Source organism: Paracoccus sediminilitoris, assembly GCF_003259195.1.
Taxonomy (GTDB): domain Bacteria; phylum Pseudomonadota; class Alphaproteobacteria; order Rhodobacterales; family Rhodobacteraceae; genus Paracoccus; species Paracoccus sediminilitoris.
This window is the reverse complement of sequence record NZ_QJPK01000059.1, coordinates 1-5,203: the sequence shown is the minus strand read 5'-3', so window position 1 is coordinate 5,203 and position 5,203 is coordinate 1. Positions and strand designations below refer to the sequence as shown.

Annotated in this window: 3 protein-coding genes and 1 pseudogene; 3 read left to right on the top strand and 1 reads right to left on the bottom strand. The window is 53.0% G+C overall.

Features of this window, described 5'->3' with window-relative positions; genetic code table 11:
- Positions 1-1,686: 1,686 nt before the first annotated feature.
- Positions 1,687-2,880, bottom strand: coding sequence for a polysaccharide pyruvyl transferase family protein (locus tag DKT70_RS17430; RefSeq protein WP_111560317.1), 1,194 nt, complete (start codon positions 2,878-2,880; stop codon positions 1,687-1,689).
- Between the two features lie 96 nt (positions 2,881-2,976).
- Between DKT70_RS17430 and DKT70_RS17425 the strand changes: the two genes are divergently transcribed.
- From DKT70_RS17425 to DKT70_RS17415, 3 genes and pseudogenes are all read left to right on the top strand, one after another.
- Positions 2,977-3,306 carry a hypothetical protein gene (locus DKT70_RS17425; RefSeq protein WP_158530156.1) on the top strand — a complete coding sequence of 110 codons (330 nt, stop codon included), beginning with the start codon at positions 2,977-2,979 and terminating at the stop codon, positions 3,304-3,306.
- A gap of 528 nt (positions 3,307-3,834) precedes the next feature.
- Complete coding sequence (locus tag DKT70_RS17420) at positions 3,835-4,881, top strand: GSCFA domain-containing protein (protein WP_111560315.1); 1,047 nt, start codon at positions 3,835-3,837, stop codon at positions 4,879-4,881.
- A 152-nt stretch (positions 4,882-5,033) separates the two neighbouring features.
- Positions 5,034-5,138, top strand: a pseudogene (locus DKT70_RS17415) (IS5/IS1182 family transposase); the annotation flags it as partial.
- Positions 5,139-5,203 lie beyond the last annotated feature (65 nt).

Below are 5,203 nucleotides of genomic sequence, written 5' to 3'. Positions count from 1 at the left end.
TCATTGTCCGTCCTCAAGTTGGGCCGGGCTCTAATCAGCGGTGGAGAAAAAATCCCGTGGCAGGTCAATGCTCTAGTCGCTGCCAGATCGGACATCTCGTATTCAGGCAGTGGGCAGAGTTCAGCTCGCCTGCCGACCGGAGAAGTGCCTCGAGCATAGCCAAACGTCCGTCGCCGAGCGTCCCTTTCGGGGAGACCGCCCGGATCAGACGACGATGCGTAATACGTTTGCAAGCTAACGTTATTTTGCTAAGCAACACTGTTCTCCAACTTAAGAGTTGGCTTCGACATCAAGCAAGGTTTGATATGATTCATCTGATCAGATGATGATTCCGGTCAGGCCATCGAGACGTTCGAAAATTGCCATATCAGGATCAAGTTCGAACCTTGCAACGATCATATCGAGCCAAAGGATGTCGATCAGCGTCATTCGGATAGCAGCTTGCCACCCCGACGCAGCAAGACAAATCTAAAACTTTGTACCGAACCTAGTTCCATGACGGTTGCGAAGCTTTCGACGCTGGAATGAGACAAAGCTTCCCCAAGCCACTCCAAGCTCCGACCCAACTGTGCGTTCGATCGCTTCTTCTACTGGGCAATGTGCTTGGACGCACGGGATAAACATTCCTCAAGCTGGATCTTTCAATTTCGAGAGCTGGCCTGATCGGCCAAAGACCCATATTGATGAAGCCAATACTGCGTTTGTTGAAAGGCCTCTTCGCGATCAGGACCTGCCGTGACACCATTGCCGTGAAAGTGGGTCAACCGACCAAGCCACTGACAACCCCGTTTGCTCGCTTCGGCCAGTCGCTCCTGCAATACTCCATCTGAGCCTATCGTCCTAATCTCCCGAAACCGAAGCAACTTTTGAGATACCGCGCCCAACTACGTGCGCGCCGCCGCAAAAGCTGCGGCATTCGGCGAAAAAATGAGTAGTGTATTGCTTTCAAAGCTTTAATTTTCATCTCTGCTTGAAAGGGATTCGGGGTAATGTTGTAAGTGGGCGACTGATCAGCGTTGGCCAGAAAGAATTGAGTTACTCAATTCGAACCAGATATGTGACGCATTATTGTAAAACGCTTAGGGCATTTGGCCACGCTCTTGGTTTGCAATACTCCACGCCTCCGAAGACAGTCTGGGAGGGACTGAAGAGGTGCCGATCCCATAGATATGGCTTTCAAATCAATGCCCGCAGGAACCCTGCCCGCGGGCATGTGCCCTCTGTTCGTCAGATCGGCGGGGTGAACCTGCGCATCGTCAGCAGAGTGCCTTGGGCTCCATCGCTGGCAGAACTGGCGCTTTCGACTACCACTTGTGTCGCATCACCGTCCATTTCCAATTTACGATGTGATAGTGTGGTGAAGCTTTTCGAGGCGTAGTCGCCGGAAATCAGAAGTCTGACGTAGTCTGCGCCCCTTTCGGCCTCCCCCTCAATCTGGGGCTAATCCTCGAGCTTCAGGATAGCTTTGGTCCTTGTAATAGCCTCCGACGTTAGGTCGTATGTCGCAACCCAATGCCTCGGCATTGCCTGAGGTGCAGGCCGGCTGAAGATCAAGCGCAATTTCAAACGACGATGCTCCAAACAATATCTGACATTCGAGATGGGCCGACCGACATATCCCCAACAAACAAAAACCGTGATGGAAGGGTTCAGGCCGCAACTGGCACAGCGCGGCCTGGCAAAGCCTCAGGGCTGCGTCACAACCTTGATGCCATGGCGCGCCATGGATTCGCAGAAAGCCGCGTGTCGGGTGCGATAAGTCGTCTTCATCTTGTCCAGAGCTTCAGATGACAGCAACTTGTCCAAGGTCTTTTTTAGGCCCATCTTGGAGAACTCATCGATGGTCAACCGTGGCAGGCTGTAAAATTCCGTCATTTCAGAGACACGGTTGTCCTGCGCCAGAAACACGGTCGGCAACCCGGCCTGCAAGGCCGCCACGCCGCCGTGGAATCGGTCGCCCACATAGACATCGTGCGACAGGCAGGCCTGACGCCACGCGCTCGACTCGGTGAAATAATAATAGCGATCAAATTGGACCTTGGCCCCGGTCTCCCGGCTGAGTGCCGCGTTCAGCAGTGACGCATCGGCGGTGTTGCTGCCTTCGTTGAAGCTGCGCGGCTGATTGGCCAGATCGCCATATTGAAGGAATTCGTCCTGAAACACGTAGGATGAGGCGACGCCTTCAAGCGCCTTGGCAAGTTTGAAGCCGCGCTCAAAGTTGTGGCCGTTCTTCACCGTCAGATAGCCGGCTGTCATCACATTGGCGCTGTTACCCTTGGCCCGGACTGCCGTGCCATCGACCGACATGACCGATTGGGGAAAACTGTACAGGCTGGGACAGCCCAAGGCCTCGGCCCTGGGAAAGCCGTTCTGATGCAACCAGGTTTGCGTCTGCTTACCGCGCACGCCGAACACCAGTGCATGTTTGTTATAGATCGCGAGTGTCCTCTTGACCGAGGGCGACAGCTCATCCAGCCGCGATTGGCCCTGAAGCCCTGCCCCAAGGACGATAAACGGCACGCGACCCTTCAACAGCTGCAGCGCATTCACAAAGGGGGTCATATCGACCCCGGGACGAATGAAGTTCGCCATCGAAAAGACGATCAGATCAAAGCTCTCGGCAATTTTATCCGCGAAGCCTGCCCCAAGAAACCGGCTGAGACCCACGATATTGCCATAGGCAGAGCCAGCGGCATCTTTCTGAAACAGTCGGGCGGGCGCTTCGGCGTGAATAATGTTGCCACGATTGCTGGTGAGCTTCTGGGACGTCTTCAGCCCTGCCAACGTATCGACGACAACTGGCTGCACCCCCGTCAGGCCGGGGTAGCGAGCCGTTGGACGGTGCACGGCAACGCCGGGACCATGGAAGAGCATGCGCATGACATGAAGCTTTCTGTTTGTATCGCAGCGGAGCCGATGACCGGCACCCCCATTTGGCTTTCAGGACAGTGCTAAATGGGATTTTCTGTCATGCCAATGACCCTGTCACTTTATTTAAGTGCCCTGACCGAACTCACGCCTGTCGCTTCCAAGCTGGGACGCTTGCTGGTTACCGGGTCCGACGCGCCAATCAAAATCCCCGATATGTCGACGGTGTTCATCAGTGATGGCCCGAACATCGGTATGCCGGATTGCTGCATAAGCGACGTCCTCTTGGCAGGATTCGTCAAGGAGCTGGGCAGTGATCAGAGTGAGGCTGCCAAGGATACCTGCCTGTCGACTGACGGAAACGGCGTGATGGTCGGTAAGCTGACCGGCGCGCCGGGACCATCCTATTGGCGCGTTGATGGATCGGCGGATGCTTGAAGGAAATGTCGGAAGACAGGTTTTACAGCAACACTTAACAAACATCAGATTGCCGTTATATTTAGCAACGGAATCTGTCTCATCATCATTCGCTCGATAGAATAAGGCCGACAGAACGTGCAAACTTCATCGCAGAAAAGCGTACGTATCTGAATTTTACCGTTTCAGATACTTGGTGCTTCTTCCGGTTTGGCAGGCGTTAAAGCACAATAAAAGCTAAACGGGGTCATGTATTTCCATAAAATTCAGAGATAAAAAACGAGGCTGCGAAGTACTTCAGCGTCGCATTTTTCGATTGATTAGCAAGCTAACGCGACCTTACAGAAAAGATGATTTAATTGGTCAACAATATAGGCCGAATCCCCCCTGCAAATCGATTCTCAAGCGGCTTCAACTTGAACGGCATTCATGTCCGACAACCAAATGGAGATTCTCTATTGCACCAATTGATTGTTGCGACATAGTAGGTAAACTTTCACGGACTCGTGCGAAATTTTTCAAAATTGCAAGCTGAGGTTGGTTAATTTCATGTCTTTCGATGGCTTCCCGCCGATGATGGGTCAACTGTCACCCGCAACAAAAACCTACTCGGCTGAAGAAGCTCTGAAATTCGCCAAGGAAAACACTGCGCGTCAGTGGAGCATTGGGCCAGACTCGGCCAGAGGCCGACTGGCCAGCGGCGAGCGCATGTCGGTGATCCACCGACCTAAATTCAAGATTTCGAAGAACGAAGCTGTTTTCACAATCGGTTCTTGCTTTGCACGCGAGATCGAGATTGCTCTGCAAGGACACCAGGTCCCTCTGCTTCTGGCGGGACATGGCGTCATCGCCGAAAAGTACGATAGTTGGCGAGAAGACAAGCAGATCGGTGGGGGCGTTCCCGCCGGAAAGATTAGTCGCGGCGTCTTCCACAAGTACACGACGCACTCCATGTTTTTTGATGTCCACCGTGCCTTCTATGGCAACACTGTTCCGGACGAGGGACTTCTCGAACTGGCGGAGAACAAGTGGTTTGACCCCCATGCGGCTGGCTTGGCCCTGACCAGCAAGGATGAAGCGCTGAAAAATCGTGCCGCCGTCGATGCCGGCATGAACGAGGTCAATCATGCGGATGTCGTCATCATGACGTTGGGTCTGACCGAGTCCTGGCGTGAAAAGAAGAATGGCTTGATCATCAACCGTGCGCCGACCGGAAACTTCTTGAAGAAGCGGAGTGACCTTTTTGAATTCATCGACTTCGGATATGAAGACGTCGTCACTGTTCTGAAGCACCTTGTCGAAATGATTGCGAGCAAGCGCAATAATAAGGTCAAGATTATCGTGACCGTCTCTCCGGTGCCAAGCTCGACATTCACAAACAAGGATGTCGTGCCTGCGAGTATCGGATCCAAAAGCACCCTTCGTGCAGCTGCAGAAACCGTCAGCCGTACCTATGATTATGTGGACTATTTTCCAAGCTATGAGCTGGTTACATTGTCGCCTCGCCAGCTTGCATGGAACGAGGACGCTGTTCATGTGCAGATGGATATGGTGAAGAAGATTACGAATACATTTATCGACGCTTATTATGACTGATTCGGTGCCGCCTGAGATTGCTATACATCTCCGTATCAGGCGGTTCGATGTATGACTCGGGGACGGAACAGGAAAATTTGAACTTATATTAGGTCTTGCTGGCAAAAGGGATTCGCGCTGTGTGGAATGCGTGATCCAAGCTGATATTTGCGATGGAGACCAGCTTGGCACGAGACCTGATGTCGGACGAGGAATGGGCGTCCTTTGAGCGGTTCATCCTCACAGTCCGCGCCCCGAACGGATGCAAACCTACTAACCTGAGCCCCGCATTCTCCTCCGGTTTGAGATAGAATCCGCTTCAAACCGAGGAGACGGAGGATGA